This is a genomic window from Sporofaciens musculi (assembly GCF_009830285.1).
In the GTDB taxonomy this organism is placed as follows: Bacteria; Bacillota; Clostridia; order Lachnospirales; family Lachnospiraceae; genus Sporofaciens; species Sporofaciens musculi.
The window spans coordinates 4,273,479-4,289,955 of sequence record NZ_WUQX01000001.1; the positions used below are offsets into that span (position 1 = coordinate 4,273,479).

Here is a 16,477-nt window from a genome sequence, read left to right on the forward strand (position 1 = left end):
TATCATCTCGACCATCCATGAATAATATTATATTGTACATCCGAAATAACGGTATCCCCACTAAATACAGTGTTGTAACTGTAATACTCATTTTCGCCCAGAAATATGCTGCTAAAAATCATATACAAAAACATGGCAAAATACAAATATGTCTTTAATTTTTTTCTTTTTTTCGGCTCCATCCCGCTAAACATCGTAGGTAATATTAAAATAATAAACTGGTAAAAATAAATAGCCATTCTATTAATAATCCATTGTCGAACTGCTACCAAATTAATACCCAAACCAATTATCAAAAAGATGATCTCCTGATATCGTTTTTCATTTACTGTTTTGACATTCTCTTTATATTTCAATATTACAAATGTCAATATCATATATATGACACACATTCCGGCGACAGCCGCTATCAGTCTAAATTGACCGCTGCGTCTCCAGTTAATATATTTCTCATAGCCAGCCGCTGACGGAATTAACCTTATGGCAAATGACAGAACATGACTTACTACCAATCCAACTCCTATTCCACCTATTACAGACATCCAGTACTTTCCAAAACTAGGTTCCATTCTACGAACCAAATACATCACTATCACAACAAATAAAGCTGAATAATGAAACCATGTGGCAAAAACAACAAACAATACAAATCGCACTGGTTTTTTTCTGTCATGATTAAGATAAGCACACATAATAAAAGCCATTGCAATATACTGTTTCAGAATATTGTTTGAATATGCATAATATCCTAAAAACATATAACAAAGCAAAGCACAGGGAGTATCATCAATTTCGCTTCGCAGCATATGAAAAAGATAAGCATATGACAGCACTGCAATTACCACAAAAATTGCAAATTCATAGTCAATAAATGATTTTATAATCCATGACAAGACAGAATACCCACTTTGCGGCTGTATCAATATTTCCTTAACGGATGTATATTTTTCTTTTACTTGGTTAAAATATGTATAATAATTATAAAAATCTGATCCAGTATTTAGTCTAATAGCAGATATTGTGGTTATGATTAAATAAATAATTACGTCTGCAAAATACAATCTTCCCAGCCTTTTTTTACCCATGGAAAAAGATATCGAATTACCTTTATTATTTAATACCCCATATAGATAACATATTATTACACTAAATGAAGCGTATAATAATCCCCATGAAAGCATGTGCATATATCTGGCAAACATCATCCTATACTCCTGTATATTTCCTTCATTCTATAACAATAATTTTTTACATCATATCCTGCATCAGAGACCTTACCGCCTTGTGCTGTCCGATCATCGCTAAGAACATATTTACAAATTCTTTTAGCCCATAATGATTCGTCCTGATTATCCTTTATAGGGAGATATATAGCACTTCCAGTCACATTTGTCTCCTTTGGTATTTTATCGGATAAAAAGACTTTTGCCCCAGAAGCAAGTGCTTCAACTGCCACAATCCCAAACCCTTCATATAAAGAGGGAAGTATAAAAACATCTATTCCAGACAGAAATGCATCCATATCACGCCTCTCACCAAGAAAAATTACATTCTTATTTAAATTAAGTTTGTTGACATATTCTTCTATTTCTGTCTGTAGTTCTCCTTTTCCCACCAGCAATAATTTCGCATCTGAAATCGTTCTAGTTACTTCCTTCATAATCCGAATAATAAAATAATGATTCTTTTGACTTTGAAACCTGCCAATATTTCCGATAACTAATTCATTCTTTATCCCTAACTCATCTCTAAACAGCCTTCTTTTATATGAATCAAATGTAAACTTCTCTGTATCAATCCCATTTGGTATAATCTCCACATGTCCCTGTTCCACAAGCGACTTTGAAAAAATCCATTCTGCCGCACCTTTTGAACATGCCAGATAATGTGTACCATAGGTCTTTAGCTTACGCTTCATCAATCCTTTGACAAATTCTTTTAAGTTCTTTTGACTGGGGATAAAATTGTGCGAATGTAAGATAATTCCTTTTATACCTTCATCCTTTGCTGCTTTTCCTGCAAGTAAATGAAAGGATAATCCTCCGCTATTGATGTGAACAATGTCAGGCTTCTTTTCACGATAATATAATCTTAGCTCACTGTACAATAACCTTTGTTTTTTTATAGAATCTGCATAGATTGGAATTTCATCTATATATCCTCCACGCTTAAGGATGTCCTCTCGAAACATATTATACGTTGAGGTTCCGCAAGTCAAAAAGATGACCTCAAATTCATCTTGGTTTAAATGATAAAATATATTGAGCAGAAAAGACTCCACACCTCCATATAATCCCTTACATGAATTTATAAGTATCAATCTTTTTCTCATACTACATATCCTTCCGTCTCAAATGTGTGCCTGGTATGATTTTTCAATCCACGCATCAAAACTATGCTTTGCGACTCTAACTTCTTCAGGTGGAAACTGCATATAATCGCCATAATATTTCTTTAGATGTTCAATATAGTTACTAGCTGCAAAACACTGAAATCCCTCAAATTCCAATTCTTTTGATTGCTCATAAACTGACTTTTTTACCACTTCTTTATATGCAGCTGTATCAGCATTAGGCGCTACAAATTTACTATCCATATAAGGATATTTTTTTGCAGCTTTTAAAACCTTGTTGCGGTATTTTTTCGTATTTTTGGATTTAAAAAACGGCTGAATAATTGGCCCTATCTTTTTTGCCATGCCAGTATTTACGTGTTCAAAATCTGCACGACACAATGCGTGCATAGAGCGAAGCAGAAACATCTTCTTAAAATATATCTTTCTAATTAGACTACTTCTTGGCGTCCCATCATATACAAAAATACTTATTCCAATTTTTAATTCTTCCTTCTCACGATATTGACCGGACAGCATTCTTGATTCTCGGTATACAACCTGTGGAATGTAACCATTAAAACTATCATCAGTCTCTGCTGCCATCAGATAACAATGCTCTGATATTGCTTCTCCTTTTTTCTGTAACCTAACCAATTTCTCATAGTCCGGTCTGGACATGCTTACATCAATATCATCATCCCAAGGAATAAATCCCTTATGCCTGACAGCGCCAATCAATGTCCCTCCCAGAACGTTTACTTTCAAACTATGCTTCTTACAAAACATCAAAAACTCTTTAAATATATTTGTCTCTATTAACTGCAATTCCCTTAGTTCTGTAACCTTACGCATCTGCTTCCTCATTTCCTTTTATTCAAAAAGTCATCCCATAAATAATTTTGTAACGAATTATCATCTAATCCTTTTACTGCTTCTGTCCAGTTCAAACGATTATCTAAAATGTTACCAAAATCACCTATTCGTTTTGCCGGATTTCCTGCATATACTCCACCTGATTCCAAATCCTTTGTAACAATGCTTCCCGCCGCAATAATTACATTCGAGCCAATTCTTACATTGGGTAAGATAACACTCTTAGTCCCTATGAATACATGGTCCATGACCTCTATACAGCCATAGTACTTTGAGCATTCTCTATACCCCCCCCCCATACTATTAAACACCTTATAAATAACATCATGATTGCAGAATACAACATCAGCGGCAACGCTTACATTATTATGAAAAATAATATACTTTGGGTCTGCCGGTATCTTCCTTGGGCAGAAATAAAAATTTTCTCCTACAGCTCGAAATACATTCTTTTTTACAATCCATTTTGTTCTCATCGTTCCCCAGGGAAGCAAAGACACAAACAATCTAAAAAATTGATATCGTAAATCTTTAAACATATGTACGCCTCACAATCTGCAATCTATATTATAGTCAACCAACAGTCTGTTTATAGAGTCTACAACCTCGTCTGATAATTCTATACCGACACATTGGCTTTTTTCATACTCTCTCAATTTCCTTTCTCCCGGAAAAAGTATGGTGCTATCGTCTTTTGCCTTTGAACAATGGATATTTTCAATATATTGGTCTATCATTCCATAGAAATCTGCCGACATCACTAATTCAGGATTAATTGCTATAAACACCTGTCCAACATTCATGCTGTTGTTATCCTCGGAATAAAATCGCCCTACACCATTCTGATATGCCGCCCCTGAAAGTAATCCTGCAATAATATCGATCATCATAGACAAGCCATATCCTTTAGGTCCGGCCATTGGCAGCACCAGCCCTTTGATTGCTTCTATTGGATCTGTAGTAGAATCACCATTGATATCTAAAGCCCATCCATTTGGAATCCTTTTTCCTTTTTTTCTCGCTTCATTAATTTTGGACTTTGCCACAATACTTGTGGCCATATCAAATAATATTGGTCCTTCATTCTTGCCTGGTATACCCACAGCAACAGGATTTGTCCCCAGCATTTTTTCATACCCTCCCCATGGCGCCATCGCTGAAGGACTGTTACAGAAGGTAATTCCTATTAATTTCTTATCTGTTGCCATTTTAGTATAATAAAATGCAGGTCCATATGTATTACAATCTTTACAAAAAACAGTATATACGCCTGCATTTATCCCATGTTTTATTACTTTTTCCATACAAAAGGCTGCCGAATACATACCAATACTATTCTGTGCATTTACAGACATGAAGGCGGGAAATTCCTTTTCAATAATCGGCTCAATCCCTAATTGATATCCGCCTCTCTTTATGCGCTCCACATGAGAGGAAAAAACTGACAGACCGTGTGTGTGTACTCCATAGCTATCTGAAGCAATCAATACATCTAATAAAACATTTGCCTCTTTATTACTTAGTCCTATTTTTTCTAATATGAGCAAAGCACATTTTTTTATCTTAAAAATTTCATATCTTTTCATCCATATTTACCTCAATGGCTTAATTATCAATGCGAAAAAACTTATTTTTTCTCAATCGTACCATTACCAGTAGTAAGTACGGTATTTTCATTGTTGGCATTCGTCAAGACTTTAATTACTGTCAAAATAAGAATCTTCAAATCCAGCAGAAAAGATACATGTTCTGCATACCAAATTCCCATTTCAATCCTATCTGCCCATTGAACTTCTTTCCTTCCATGTACCTGTGCCCATCCTGTCACTCCCGGACGAACAGAAAACATTTTCATCTGTTCCTCCGTATACTGCTCTATTGGCCATGGATGATACGTCAAAGGAGGGCGGAAACCTATTAAAGACATATCTCCTTTTATGATATTGATAAACTGAGGAAGTTCGTCAATACTGGCTGCCCTAATCAACTTACCTATTCGGGTAACCCTTGGATCACCTTTAAAGGAATATTGTCCCGACCCCTTTTTTTCAGCATCCATACACATGGACCTAAATTTATATATTATAAATTCATTACCATATCTTCCTAATCTTCTCTGACGAAATAAAACATCCCCTTTTGAATCCATTTTAATTGCAATGGCAGTTATTACCAAAATTGGTGAAGTAATAAGCAGACCAACTAACGAAACTCCTACATCTATAAATCTTTTTATGTAATCACGATAAATTTTCCTTTTCATCTCAGCCCTCAATTACTTTTAATAATTTTATATTGCAAGCCGCCTTATAATCTCTTTTATTTCATTTTCATTCCCCTTAAAATAATTGCTATATACAGAAACCTTTTCCTCGTAATCACGAATATCCTTAACACCTTTTATAAATGTTTCGCTAATTATTCCAAGATGTTTTACTAAATCTGTATTACAAAAGCTTCTGGATAGAATAACACGTGTCGAACCTAACCGGTAATGCTCTGTAATAATTCGTTCAGCAGGCAGCTCCCCTTTTCCAATAGCCGCAATGCCTCCAAATCCATAGGGGATGCCCGCTTTTTTGAATTTGTAGCACAAATCCTCTACTGTTCCGTCACTGAGAAGTTCAAACATAAATTTCTTTTTATATGCAAGGCTCAAATCATTTAGTCCTATCATGATTTCATCAATGCCGTTAATCTTTAATATATCATCAATAATCTCGACAGCTTCTGGCGTCTCAACCAACAGCATTGTTTTGACTCTGCCTTTTACATATTCTATAAACTTATGAACCTCTCCAGAAGTTTTAAAATATGGCAGCATGATAAGATCTGCCCCATATTCTACAGACTTGTCAATTTCTTCTTTTGAAGATATTTCTCTTTCTGTTTCTTCATGAATAGGGTTAATTCTAACAAGCAGCTCTGCCTTTTCGATTGCTTGTGCAATCTTTCTGACATCTTCCAGCGTATGATGATTCTGAACTGTATCCATGCCGCCCTGACGATTAGCCTTTCCTATATATTCCATGTCAACAAAGATTCGATCAACACCTGCAGCTTCTGCTATTTGAGCAACGTCCGCCTTATTCGTGATATACATTAGCTTCAACGGCATATAACTCACCTCACTTATTCTTTTAACCAAACTTACTTATTCTGGTGTCATGAGCCATTCCTTATATCCCACCTAATCACACCGGATCCCCGTCCATCCGTATCCCAAACAAAACATTCTCCCTCCGGTTAAACAAGAGCACCTCCGCCGTCACATACCTGTGTCTCAGCCTCTGTCTTGTAATTCTTCCCACATATGACTTAAGCGCCCCGCTTGCGCTTCGCACCAGACCAGCTTCGTCCACCTGCACTGTTGACAGCCTCATATCATGCGTCAACTCCTTACCACATACCTTCTCCAGAAAAAGTAGGTCGTCCTTCTCCACCGGAACAAGCTCCTCCATCTGACTGCCTACCAACTGCGGAAATTGCCTTGCTTTCCTCAGTTCATCCCTAAGTTCATCCGGAAACTCAGTACGGACAAAAATGTACCCTGGAAACATATCTTTCCTGCTAAGCAAGTACCTCCCCTGTGTTCGGAATAACTGCTGTTTTTTCAGAATCCGGCAGTCTTGCCACAATGCTCGGTTAATCTTACTTTCCATCAATGCAACCGCTTCTGATTCCTTCCCAGGAATCGTACGCATCACATGCCATTTTTCATTCATACTATCTTCTCCGTTATCTCCAAACCCGCCGTAACATAACAAACATCTGACAACGATTTTCCCTCAATTCCAACCTTTTTCCCATACGGTCTTACTTCGTCTGGCTTTCTTATCATCTCAATCTTTGCCAACCTTTTATGCCGGTCTATTCTGCAAATCCGGTTCTCCAAGCCTTTTAACGGGCCTTCGGTTATCTGTGTATTTCCCTTACAGATAATCCCTTTAGACATCCTTAGATGGAATTCTTCTTTGCACAACCTTTTCAGGAACATTTCTTTTTCCTGACTCATAGGAATCAGATGCTTCTGATACTCAACCGTATCGCTGTATTTTCCGAGTTCTTCTGATAAAAACTCCTCATTCTCACTTTCCAGAAATATATGACCTGGGAACATAAGCTGCCTTTCCAAATGCCAGGCGCCCTCATACCGCCTCAGTCTGTCATAGGTCAGAACAAAAATCTTCCCGTATGCCTTTGGAGACAACTTTTCTCTGCATATTGTCAATATTTTCTGTTCCTCCTGCTTATTGCAGGTCAAAAAGTACCAGATTCTAATCCCTTCTTTCGTTGAGTAAAATACTCTGCGAAAATTTTTAAATTGATTTACGGGTAAATTTATAGACTTTATTTATAATTAATAGACAATTCAAGATACTCTCTAAAATAGATTGATATTAATTCTGTTTTTCTTTCGTGATTTTGCACCATTTTTTTACAAAAGTAAATTAAGTATTGATTTATTTATTTTAGATAGTTATAATAGATATGCTGTTTAAAGAAAAATTCGCAGAATATTTTACTCTGCGAATTTTTTTATTGTGTGAACAAACCACACCTTATATATATTGTTTTCTATTCGTAAATCTTTACAAAAAATCGAATTATCTCCGCTCAGCGCTCTCCACCAAATCACCAAACACCGGTGTCGCAAGTCCGAACCCGCCTGCCACCGTCATAATCTGTCCAGTCGTAAACGCGCTTTCGTCACTTGCAAAATATACAACTGCCGCTGCCATCTCCTCTGGCAGACCCATTCTGCGAATCGGAGTATGTTTAAGGAACAAATCTCTAAAATTATCTGTCAGATTGTTCTGAACCGCGTCCGTTGCCGTCATTCCCGGCAGCACCGCATTACAGCGGATATTGTGGCGCGCCTCGTGAACTGCCGTAAGCTTCGTCATATAATTAATGGCCGCCTTGCTGGTTCCATAAGCAACCTGTGAGATATCCGGCACCTGTCCGCCTACGGAGGAAATATTGATAATGCTTCCGCCGCCTGTCTTTGCCATCTCCTTAACTGCTGCCTGAGACGCAATAAATACACTCTTTAAGTTGATATTCACGGTATTGATAAATACATTCACGTCCGTATGAGCAAGATCCAAGTCCTCCCTTGGATTAGAAGTACCAAAGTTATTCACCAGCACATCAATGCGTCCTTCTTTTTCTACCACTTCCTCCACCATTGTTGAGAATGTTTCTTCCTTTGTAGCGTCGTTGTACACATATTTTACATTTCCGCCCTCTGCATTCAACTCATCTGCAACTGATTTCGCAAGCTCAAGATTTCTTGCCGCCATGTAAACCGTTGCCCCCTCTTTTGCACATGCCTTCACTGTTGCAAGTCCGATTCCCCTGGTTGACGCTGTAATCAATACTACTTTTCCTTCCAATCTCATACATAAACCTCCTGTATACTGTTTGCGGCTTCAAAGCCATCCTATATTAATGTAATTATTCTATCCTCTTTCTTCAAAATAATCAATAATATTAGAACAAATGCAGGATTTTGCGGTAATTTGTCTGATAAATAGAAAGATTTTATTCCCCATATGTCAAGAGGCAAGCGCTGACCACACTTGCCCCATAGTAACAGTTCAGCCTAAATCTTAAGCTTCCGATAGCTCCCCTCCTTGTCATAATCCTTCGTAAACCCGTCATCTTCATAGAGAAGATACTCTGCTCCCTCAAATCCAATCATCTCAGGACATATGGAATCCAGCTCCTCCACACATCTGGCCGCTTTCACAAGAGGAATACATCTTCCCTCCCGAATAAACAGTGGAACCTCGTTAAGAGCCACCTCTACAAAATGATGCCCCTTCTCCAGAATTTCTTCCGTATACTGCCCTTCCTTAGAGAACTTCACCAGCATCATTCTCTCCGGCAGATAGACATATCGTCCCTTTGCATTCTGGGTATACACAGGCGCAATCATCGCCTCGTCTCCAAGCATTACCTGATCCTCCACATTTGCCGCAAAAGAGTCACTTGGATAAACAAACGCCAATGGTTTGAAATAAAGCTCGTCATTCAACGCCGCCTTCATATACTCGCTGTACAGATAAGGAATTAACCGATACCTTGTCTCAATGATACCTCGGAAATCCTCCACACCCTCAAACTGGTACGCCTCCTGATCCCTGGTTCCCATTGCCGAATGATTACGCATAAGCGGTGTAAACACTCCAAGAGCCATCCACCGAAGGACCAAATCTCTGGTAGCATCTGCATCAAATCCGCCCAAATCCGCGCCTGCATACAGGAAACCGCACATGTTCAACGACGGCATCATTTTCAGATTCAACAGGATATGAGACCACCAGGACTTATTGTCCCCCGTCCAGATTCCGCCGTAGCGGTGCATCCCCACATAGGAGGAACGGGAAAACAGCAAAAGCCGTTTATCTGGGGCAATCTCCTTAAAAGCCTCTCCTGCCGCCCTTGTCATGTTATATCCGTAAAGGTTATGCACCTTGTCATGGCGTATCATCTTCCCATGCACACAATGGTAGAACCGGCTGTAATCTGCCGGAGAATTGGAAATCCCTGTGACCTTCTCTAACTCCTCCAGAGGAATCCTCTCCACATCCTCCCCTGCATACTTGCGAAGGGCAGCCAGCAGCTCGTCCATACCTTCACGGGAATAGAAAATCGCCGGCTCATTCATATCATTCCAGAAGCCTTCGATTCCCTGCTCAATCAGGATTCGGTATTTGCCGCCAAACCATTTCCTTGCGTCCTTATTTAATACATCTGGAAAATGTGTATCGCCAGGCCATACAGCAGCCACAAATTCGCTTCCATCCTCCCGTTTACAGAAATACCCTTTTTCCACGCCTTCGTCATAGACAAAATAACCTTCCTCCACCTTCACACCGGCGTCAATAATCGGAACCATGCGGATTCCATTCTCACGCATTCCCTGTACAAAACCAGGAAAATCCGGAAAATTTTCTTTATTCACGGTAAAATCCTTATAATCCTGCATATAGTCAATATCCATGTAGATCATGTCAATAGGGATGTCGTTCTTTTGGTATCCTTCTGCGACTTTCAGGAAATCCTCTCTCGTCTTATATCCCCAACGGCTCTGCCCGAACCCGAAAGCAAACTTCGGCGGGATATAGCTTCTGCCAATCATCTTACGAAACTGCTTCACAATGTCATAGGCCGAGTCTCCCTCAATCACATACAGGTACAAATCCGCCGCCTCCAGGCTCACCCTTAGAAGCTCTGACCTTGTATATCCGATATCAAATGTAATCTTAGCCGGATAATCAAAGAATAATCCGAAATTCCTCTCCCCAGATACCACGATAAAATTGTGCGCGCCATACAGAGAACGCTTATCCTCCGTGTGGTTGGGCTGATCCGTACAATTACTGATATAGCAGTATCCCCGCTTATTCAGGCCTCTGTTGGCTTCTCCCAAACCATAGACGATATCATTTCCTGCCATCTCATAAGAAAATGAAAAACCATCCTTTAAAGAAACCTGTCCCACGTTAAGAGTCTCCTGTCCCCTCTCCGCCGCCATCTCCATCACAACGGCTTCTGTCTCAAAGGGCTCTCCATACACATATTTACGTACCATACTCTAGTCTGCCTCCTTGTTCCCATCTTTTGAACTCTATTATATGATAACTTCCCCAGACTTTCTAACACTATCCATACAATAAATGATACTTTTTTGACTTTTCAGGCTTGTTCTGCCCCCTTCTCTTTCTCCGGTAGCTGCGCTAAGATAATTGCCGCAAACATCAGCACACATCCCAGTGACTCCCGCATGGAAAGCCGTTCTCCCAACACAACCCATCCGGCCAGCACAGAGAAACAGGACTCAAGGCTTAATATCAACGATGCAATCGCCGGATTCACATTCTTCTGGCCGATAATCTGCAGAGTATACGCCACGCCGCAGGAGAGCACTCCCGCATACAGAAGGGGAATCCATCCGGCTGCCATTGCCCCTATTTGGGGCGTCTCCAACAGGAACATAAAGGGCAGAGACGCAATCCCGCACACAAAGAACTGGATACAGGACATCTTAACCCCGTCTACCTTGGGTGAAAAATAGTCAATCACAAGAATATGTACGGAAAATACCAACGCGCAGACAAAGATTAGCAAATCCCCTTTTCCAACGGTAAATTTCTCCGTCATACACAGAAAATATAAACCGGCAAGAGCCATAACAACCGCCGCCCACACCTTAACTCCTGTCTTTTTCTTAAGAAATATACCAAGCACAGGGACAATCACAATATAACAAGCGGTAATAAATCCCGCTTTCCCAGCCGTGGTATACTGGATTCCCACCTGCTGAAGGCTGCTGGCGGCAAACAAAAGCAATCCGCAGGCAATCCCTCCAAACACCAGATTCTTTCTGTCCTCACGAATATTTCCACCGCCGGCTTTGCTTTCTCCATTGCCTTTTTTATTCAACATCTGAAGCAGCGCAATACACGGAAGCAGCGCCACTCCTCCAATCAGACTTCTGACTCCGTTAAAGGTAAAAGGCTCCAGATAATCCATTCCCACACTCTGAGCTACAAACGCCGTTCCCCAGATAAATGCGGTCAATACCAATATTAATGCATTCTTTGTTTTCATTTTCAAATACCACCTCACAAAATTCTTGAGAGCTGCCACGGATATCCTTGACAGTCCCCTAACACAAGCCTTACTATTATAGCATACCTTAAATCATCTGTCATCATGGGAGATTCGCATGAAAAAGCATAGCATAAAATGTAAAAATTTTCTATTTTACTGCGGTTTATTGATGTTTCTAAGCGAGCTATGGAAACAATACTGCCTTACCTGCACCCTAAATCACGGCTCGTATAACTGGTGGTATTTCCCCTTTCAGTTGTGCAGTATTCCAATGTACATCTGCCTTATGTTTCCTATTATAACTTCAGAACGGCTCTTAAGCCTGATGCTGACATTCCTCATGGATTTCGGGTTGTTGGGCGGAATTTTTACATTTTTTGATACCACCGGCCTGTATTACGGTTACGCCCCACTGACCATTCATTCCTTTGGATGGCACATCCTTCTGATTATCATCGGGATTTACGCAGGGCGTTCAGGCAAGGCAGACATTTCCAAAAAGGGCTTTGCCAAAACTGCAGGCTTTTTCTTTGCCTGCTGCCTGCTTGCAACATTTTTTAACCTGGTTTTTCATCCATACGGGAAAATCAATATGTTCTATATCAGCCCCTACTACCAGATGGGTCAGATCGTATATCGGGATATTGCAGAAATGTTCGGAAATGCGTTTGGAATTGTATCCTACCTTGTATCTATTCTTATGGGGGCAGGGCTGCTTCACCTGCTTTGGACGCGTTATAGCGCACACGCTTGCAATCGTCAGGAATCTACTTGAATCTAATACTGAAGATTTGTATAATGAAAAAAGAATATAACAGCAAAAAACGGAGGTGCTATTATGCTGACAGAACAACTATTAAAATCCCCAGGATTCTTATACCAGATTGACTCTGCCTATTACTTTCTTGGCAAATGGATTTGCAGGAAATGTACGGAATTAGACGCAACCGACTGCGTCGTCATGTACCAGATGTGCCGCAATGGACAGGAGGAGCCTGACACCGGAATGTATTTCAACAAATTGCGGGCATACAGTGACTTTGCACTGGAGGTTCCCTGTAACCCTGCAAAGACAAGGACTGACATGACCGCACTCCTTGACAGCCTTTCCGATTCAGCCCTTGCCTCGCTTGACGCACAGTTTCAGCATTTTAAGGAGGATTACCAGAAATACAGCGCGCTATAACCGCTTCTCAAAATTACCGACTACCGCGGAGCCTTCCGTGAGAATCATAAACGCATTGGGGTCTATACTATGTACAATATGTTTAATCTGGTTCACCTCGTATTTTGATACCATAACGAACAGAATATACGAACGCATCTGTGTATAGGCTCCCTCTCCGTCCCAGGTAGTCACGCCTCGTCCGGTCTGCTCCATAATCGCCTTAGATATCCCCACCTTCTTGGTAAATATCATCACACTCGTATTAATATTCTGAATATGCACCTTGTCAACCGTCAGTGCAAAGACAGTGGCATAGATTAAGGAATATACCACAATTTCAATGTCGAACATAAAGAGACAGATTCCATATACCACCAGATTCAACAGGATATTGACCTGTCCCACGCTGATATTCCGGTATTTCTTCGCACAGCAGACACCAATAATGTCAGGGCCACCTGCCGTCCCCCTCCCTCTAAGAATCATACCGCTTCCAGCGCCTGCAATGATTCCGCCAATGATACAGGCTGTCAGATAGTCTTCAATAATCGGTGTCAGCGGCACAGGAACCAGTACCAGAAAGATACTGATTACAGTCGTACCAAACAAGGACTTCATCAAAAATCCCTTTCCCATTACCCGAAATCCCATGATAAACAAGGGCACGTTTAAAATATAGTATATGGCGCCCGCAATATCCATCCCCGGCGGCATCTGCACATGAAGCACGCTGACCAGGAATGTACGAATCAACTGGGCGATACCCATAAAACCTCCGTTATACAGGTCAAGCGGTGTAATCAGCATATTCAGACCGATTGCATAAGTCAGACATCCGAGCACGATATACCCATTCTGTATCAGACTTTCCTTCTTCTTACCATTCAATTTCTCCAACATAATTCCTTTGTCCCTCTCTTTTCTTTCGCATCCCCCGAAAATCGTTGAAACAAACAACCTTACCTCATCCTTTGTCTCTGTTCATTCCAACCCCTTTATCTTCGTTCATTCTAGCATCCATGAAGAAATTTTACAACTGTAATTCATGGAGAAAATTCTATTGGCGTTCCACACGAAACTGCAGTTCTGTAATATGCTCGTCCACTCTCGCAGACACATGGATATCCACCCACAGAAGCTCATACACATCACTTGCCATCCGGTATCCCTTCTCCTTGGCGTAATTAAGAAGCTTCGGCAGAAAATAATAATTCTGCCCGCAATCTCCGCGATAACTGAGGGTCAGATAATCCCCTCCCTGGATCACCGTATCCCCCTCCTCATCAATCATAAACACACCAGAATATTCTCTGCACCGGCTGTTTCTCGCACTTTCTTTTGGAATAACAGAGCCAATCCGGTTACTCCCTATAATATACAATGTTTCTGGATTCTTATTCAAAAGCTGTTTGATGAGCACATCCATCTCCTCATCCTGGCGGTATCCCTCATCAATATAATGGCAGCGACGAAGCCCTAGCCTTCGCAGCCTTACTTTTCCCATCTCCTGCTCGTCGCACTCTGACAACATCCGGATACGCTCATTTACATTTTTCTTAAGAAGCCTTAACTTCTCCTGCTTTTCCTGAATCATACGCAGCTCCTCCTCCAAAAGCATTCTGGTGGTGCTTACTGTATGGTCCTTAAGATAGACTCCAATCTGTTCCATAGAAAATCCCAGTTCTCTAAGCTCTCTTATCACATTCAGCCGCCAGATATCCTCTGTACGGTAAAGACGATACTGATTCTCCCCCCGCTTTGGGCTTAAAATACCGATCTTCTCATAATATCGAAGGGAGTCTGTACCGATATGGTACATTTTTGAAATCTCTCCTATTCTAAAATATTTGCTCATTTTCTACCTGCTCTCCTGTCTGCATCTCTAAAAATCAACCCTCACAAATTTTTAATATTTCTCTTGACCTTAGTATTATACTAAGGTTTAGAATATAAGGCAATAAGTTAGATTTTACAGGAGGTTTTATCATGAAATTAGAAGGAAAATCCTTGAAGCATGATTTCTTTCGCTTTATTATCCCATCGCTCATAGCCCAGTGGGTCTATGCCCTCTATACAATGATTGACGGACTCTTTGTCGCCAGAGGCGTGTCAGAGCTTGCTCTGTCCGGCGTCAATATCGCAATGCCCTTTGTGACCCTTTTATTCTCCGTGGCTCTGATGTTTGCCGTCGGCTCCTCCACCGTCATCGCAATCCTCCTTGGAGAAAAGCAGGAGCAGAAGGCAAAAGAGGTGTTTACTCAGAATATCATCACCATAATCCTTGTGTCAATACTGGTTACTGCCGCCGTCCTCTGGAAATCCGAAGAAATCGCCGCTTTCCTTGGCGCGACAGAGCTAACCTCCGGATACGTAAAGACCTACATCACCACTATTGCCTGCTTCAGCGTCTTTTTTATCTGCTCATATTCTCTGGAGGTGCTGATTAAGACAGACGGGTATCCCATGAAAGCCACTGTTATCGTCACGGCCGGCGCTGTTTTAAACTGTATTCTGGACTATATCTTTGTAATCCTCCTCCATAAAGGAGTCTGGGGCGCGGCATTTGCAACAGGGTTATCCCAGTTGATTGTGGTGCTTCTGTATCTGACCCATTTTTGCAGTAAAAAGACGCATATGAAGCTTACTCGATTTTCCCCATCCCTGTCCCTTGCCTGGCGGACCGTGAAGATTGGGCTGTCCTCCGGAATCACAGAATTTTCCGCAGGAATCGTCATCTTCCTTTTTAATCATGCGATTCTGGCATACCTGAACGAAGAATATATTGTCAGTTATACCATTGTTACCTATGTAAGCACCATTATCGTCATGTCCATGGCCGGCATTGCCCAGGGCATACAGCCGTTGGTCAGCTACTACTACGGCAGACGGCTTCCAGAGAAGTACCACCTTCTTCTCAAATATGCGCTCTGCTTCGGCGTTGTATTTTCCATTGCCTCATTTGTGATATCCAGATTGATTGCGTCTCCCTTAGTCAGCCTGTTTATCTCACCTGAGCTTTCAGAATTACGCAGGGAATCCGTGAGAGTTTTTTATACCTTCTCTTACTCCTTCCTGCTCTGCGGCGTCAACATTATCATAGGAGGTTTCTTTACGGCAATCGAGTATCCCAAGTCTGCCATGGCCATTTGTCTTGGCAGGGGATTCCTCTTTGTGGCCTTAAGCCTCAAGATTTTGACGTCTTTCTTTGGCGGAAACGGAATCTGGTGGGCGTCAGCGGTGGCAGAAGGATTGTGTCTGCTGCTTACGCTCATGCTATTCCTGCACTATAAACGCAGATGTCTGTTACAGATGCCGACATAATTTGACCAAATCACCTTGACGAAAGCTTCCTGCCATTCTATAATGAAGGACAGTGAAAAGCTTGTATAAGTTCATGATTGGATGAGCGTGTCTACCAACTGCCGTAACAGTTGACTACAAGTTCTGGGATAAGGAACTTATAGTTGTATTGTTAT

General features: G+C 40.9%; 17 protein-coding genes and 1 riboswitch. Of the genes, 3 read left to right on the forward strand and 14 right to left on the reverse strand.

Features of this window, described 5'->3' with window-relative positions:
- Positions 1 to 2 precede the first annotated feature (2 nt).
- The 12 genes from GN277_RS21740 to GN277_RS21795 all read right to left on the reverse strand — a co-directional run bounded on the left by GN277_RS21740 (position 3) and on the right by GN277_RS21795 (position 11,830).
- Positions 3 to 1,205 (reverse strand): EpsG family protein, encoded by a 1,203-nt coding sequence (locus tag GN277_RS21740; RefSeq protein WP_159753617.1) that lies wholly within the window; start codon positions 1,203 to 1,205, stop codon positions 3 to 5.
- On the reverse strand, positions 1,202 to 2,332 hold the full coding sequence (locus GN277_RS21745; protein ID WP_159753620.1) for a glycosyltransferase: 1,131 nt from the start codon (positions 2,330 to 2,332) through the stop codon (positions 1,202 to 1,204). Before GN277_RS21745 ends, GN277_RS21740 begins: the two co-directional genes overlap by 4 nt.
- A gap of 18 nt (positions 2,333 to 2,350) precedes the next feature.
- Complete coding sequence (locus GN277_RS21750; protein WP_204162774.1) at positions 2,351 to 3,187, reverse strand: LicD family protein; 837 nt, start codon at positions 3,185 to 3,187, stop codon at positions 2,351 to 2,353.
- 8 nt (positions 3,188 to 3,195) lie between these two features.
- The gene (locus GN277_RS21755) at positions 3,196 to 3,747 is read right to left on the reverse strand and encodes an acyltransferase (RefSeq protein ID WP_159753626.1); all 552 of its coding nucleotides are present in this window, start codon (positions 3,745 to 3,747) and stop codon (positions 3,196 to 3,198) included.
- 9 nt (positions 3,748 to 3,756) lie between these two features.
- The gene (locus GN277_RS21760; protein WP_159753629.1) at positions 3,757 to 4,794 is read right to left on the reverse strand and encodes an Ldh family oxidoreductase; all 1,038 of its coding nucleotides are present in this window, start codon (positions 4,792 to 4,794) and stop codon (positions 3,757 to 3,759) included.
- 41 nt (positions 4,795 to 4,835) lie between these two features.
- Positions 4,836 to 5,471, reverse strand: coding sequence for a sugar transferase (locus GN277_RS21765; protein WP_159753632.1), 636 nt, complete (start codon positions 5,469 to 5,471; stop codon positions 4,836 to 4,838).
- 27 nt (positions 5,472 to 5,498) lie between these two features.
- Entirely contained in the window at positions 5,499 to 6,326 is an 828-nt protein-coding gene (locus tag GN277_RS21770) for an aldolase/citrate lyase family protein (protein WP_159753635.1), read from the reverse strand.
- Positions 6,327 to 6,402: 76 nt separating this feature from the next.
- A complete protein-coding gene (locus GN277_RS21775) occupies positions 6,403 to 6,933 on the reverse strand; it encodes a transcription termination/antitermination NusG family protein (protein ID WP_159753638.1) in 531 nt (176 codons plus the stop codon).
- The gene (locus GN277_RS21780; protein ID WP_159753641.1) at positions 6,930 to 7,439 is read right to left on the reverse strand and encodes a transcription termination factor NusG; all 510 of its coding nucleotides are present in this window, start codon (positions 7,437 to 7,439) and stop codon (positions 6,930 to 6,932) included. Before GN277_RS21780 ends, GN277_RS21775 begins: the two co-directional genes overlap by 4 nt.
- Positions 7,440 to 7,815: 376 nt before the next feature.
- A complete protein-coding gene (gene hdhA / locus GN277_RS21785) occupies positions 7,816 to 8,613 on the reverse strand; it encodes a 7alpha-hydroxysteroid dehydrogenase (RefSeq protein ID WP_159753643.1) in 798 nt (265 codons plus the stop codon).
- A gap of 203 nt (positions 8,614 to 8,816) precedes the next feature.
- Positions 8,817 to 10,811 (reverse strand): glycoside hydrolase family 31 protein, encoded by a 1,995-nt coding sequence (locus tag GN277_RS21790; protein WP_159753646.1) that lies wholly within the window; start codon positions 10,809 to 10,811, stop codon positions 8,817 to 8,819.
- A gap of 104 nt (positions 10,812 to 10,915) precedes the next feature.
- Positions 10,916 to 11,830 carry a DMT family transporter gene (locus tag GN277_RS21795; protein ID WP_159753649.1) on the reverse strand — a complete coding sequence of 305 codons (915 nt, stop codon included), beginning with the start codon at positions 11,828 to 11,830 and terminating at the stop codon, positions 10,916 to 10,918.
- A 118-nt stretch (positions 11,831 to 11,948) separates the two neighbouring features.
- On the opposite strand from GN277_RS21795, the gene GN277_RS21800 reads away from it, so the two are divergent.
- Together GN277_RS21800 and GN277_RS21805 are read left to right on the forward strand one after the other, a co-directional pair.
- The gene (locus GN277_RS21800; RefSeq protein WP_159753652.1) at positions 11,949 to 12,608 is read left to right on the forward strand and encodes a TMEM164 family acyltransferase; all 660 of its coding nucleotides are present in this window, start codon (positions 11,949 to 11,951) and stop codon (positions 12,606 to 12,608) included.
- Between the two features lie 63 nt (positions 12,609 to 12,671).
- A complete protein-coding gene (locus tag GN277_RS21805) occupies positions 12,672 to 13,019 on the forward strand; it encodes a hypothetical protein (protein ID WP_159753655.1) in 348 nt (115 codons plus the stop codon).
- Here GN277_RS21805 and GN277_RS21810 read toward each other — a convergent pair.
- On the reverse strand, positions 13,014 to 13,901 hold the full coding sequence (locus GN277_RS21810) for a YitT family protein (protein WP_159753657.1): 888 nt from the start codon (positions 13,899 to 13,901) through the stop codon (positions 13,014 to 13,016). The genes GN277_RS21805 and GN277_RS21810 overlap by 6 nt on opposite strands.
- Before the next feature lie 157 nt (positions 13,902 to 14,058).
- Positions 14,059 to 14,856: a MerR family transcriptional regulator gene (locus GN277_RS21815; protein ID WP_159753660.1), complete on the reverse strand. Its 798-nt coding sequence runs from the start codon at positions 14,854 to 14,856 to the stop codon at positions 14,059 to 14,061.
- A gap of 131 nt (positions 14,857 to 14,987) precedes the next feature.
- Between GN277_RS21815 and GN277_RS21820 the strand changes: the two genes are divergently transcribed.
- Positions 14,988 to 16,322 (forward strand): MATE family efflux transporter, encoded by a 1,335-nt coding sequence (locus GN277_RS21820; protein ID WP_159753663.1) that lies wholly within the window; start codon positions 14,988 to 14,990, stop codon positions 16,320 to 16,322.
- A gap of 41 nt (positions 16,323 to 16,363) precedes the next feature.
- A riboswitch (purine riboswitch) is annotated at positions 16,364 to 16,459 on the forward strand.
- Positions 16,460 to 16,477: the final 18 nt, after the last annotated feature.

What these genes read in the sequence shown, in the direction of transcription:
- GN277_RS21740 (WP_159753617.1), bottom strand. Translation starts at nt 1,205, where the DNA reads ATGATGTTTGCCAGATATATGCACATGCTTTCATGGGGATTATTATAC.
- GN277_RS21745 (WP_159753620.1), bottom strand. Translation starts at nt 2,332, where the DNA reads ATGAGAAAAAGATTGATACTTATAAATTCATGTAAGGGATTATATGGA.
- GN277_RS21750 (WP_204162774.1), bottom strand. Translation starts at nt 3,187, where the DNA reads ATGCGTAAGGTTACAGAACTAAGGGAATTGCAGTTAATAGAGACAAAT.
- GN277_RS21755 (WP_159753626.1), bottom strand. Translation starts at nt 3,747, where the DNA reads ATGTTTAAAGATTTACGATATCAATTTTTTAGATTGTTTGTGTCTTTG.
- GN277_RS21760 (WP_159753629.1), bottom strand. Translation starts at nt 4,794, where the DNA reads ATGAAAAGATATGAAATTTTTAAGATAAAAAAATGTGCTTTGCTCATA.
- GN277_RS21765 (WP_159753632.1), bottom strand. Translation starts at nt 5,471, where the DNA reads ATGAAAAGGAAAATTTATCGTGATTACATAAAAAGATTTATAGATGTA.
- GN277_RS21770 (WP_159753635.1), bottom strand. Translation starts at nt 6,326, where the DNA reads ATGCCGTTGAAGCTAATGTATATCACGAATAAGGCGGACGTTGCTCAA.
- GN277_RS21775 (WP_159753638.1), bottom strand. Translation starts at nt 6,933, where the DNA reads ATGAATGAAAAATGGCATGTGATGCGTACGATTCCTGGGAAGGAATCA.
- hdhA (WP_159753643.1), bottom strand. Translation starts at nt 8,613, where the DNA reads ATGAGATTGGAAGGAAAAGTAGTATTGATTACAGCGTCAACCAGGGGA.
- GN277_RS21790 (WP_159753646.1), bottom strand. Translation starts at nt 10,811, where the DNA reads ATGGTACGTAAATATGTGTATGGAGAGCCCTTTGAGACAGAAGCCGTT.
- GN277_RS21795 (WP_159753649.1), bottom strand. Translation starts at nt 11,830, where the DNA reads ATGAAAACAAAGAATGCATTAATATTGGTATTGACCGCATTTATCTGG.
- GN277_RS21800 (WP_159753652.1), top strand. Translation starts at nt 11,949, where the DNA reads ATGAAAAAGCATAGCATAAAATGTAAAAATTTTCTATTTTACTGCGGT.
- GN277_RS21805 (WP_159753655.1), top strand. Translation starts at nt 12,672, where the DNA reads ATGCTGACAGAACAACTATTAAAATCCCCAGGATTCTTATACCAGATT.
- GN277_RS21810 (WP_159753657.1), bottom strand. Translation starts at nt 13,901, where the DNA reads ATGTTGGAGAAATTGAATGGTAAGAAGAAGGAAAGTCTGATACAGAAT.
- GN277_RS21815 (WP_159753660.1), bottom strand. Translation starts at nt 14,856, where the DNA reads ATGAGCAAATATTTTAGAATAGGAGAGATTTCAAAAATGTACCATATC.
- GN277_RS21820 (WP_159753663.1), top strand. Translation starts at nt 14,988, where the DNA reads ATGAAATTAGAAGGAAAATCCTTGAAGCATGATTTCTTTCGCTTTATT.